Origin of the sequence: Psychrobacter sp. TB55-MNA-CIBAN-0194 (assembly GCF_040309505.1) — a bacterium.
Lineage (GTDB): Bacteria > Pseudomonadota > Gammaproteobacteria > Pseudomonadales > Moraxellaceae > Psychrobacter > Psychrobacter fozii.
The window spans coordinates 1-265 of the sequence record NZ_JBEOOW010000377.1 but is presented as its reverse complement, the minus strand read 5'-3'; the positions used below and the strand labels follow the sequence as shown (position 1 = coordinate 265).

Genomic DNA, 265 nt, shown 5'->3' with positions numbered 1-265 from the left:
GTAGTACCTCACTAAAAGTTGATGAGCAAGTGCTTGAAGGTTTACAGCGTATTGCTAATGGCACTGCCAGCAGTGATGAGGCTATCGACGAGTATAATGATGATCTGCCTAGCGTGCAAAGTGTCTCTGCCCCTGAGTTGCAGCTAGAGTCTATCGATACCGATATTGAATTGTTAGAGATCTTTTTAGAAGAAGCGCAAGAGCTCGATGATGCGCTTGCCGAGAGCTTTAACAAATGGCGTGCGGACATCTCTAACATCAATAC

At 45.3% G+C, this 265-nt stretch carries 1 protein-coding gene; it reads left to right on the top strand.

Features of this window, described 5'->3' with window-relative positions; genetic code table 11:
* Window positions 1-265 (top strand): hypothetical protein (locus tag AAEY75_RS15535; RefSeq protein ID WP_352260093.1); only part of this gene is annotated, 265 nt, incomplete at both ends.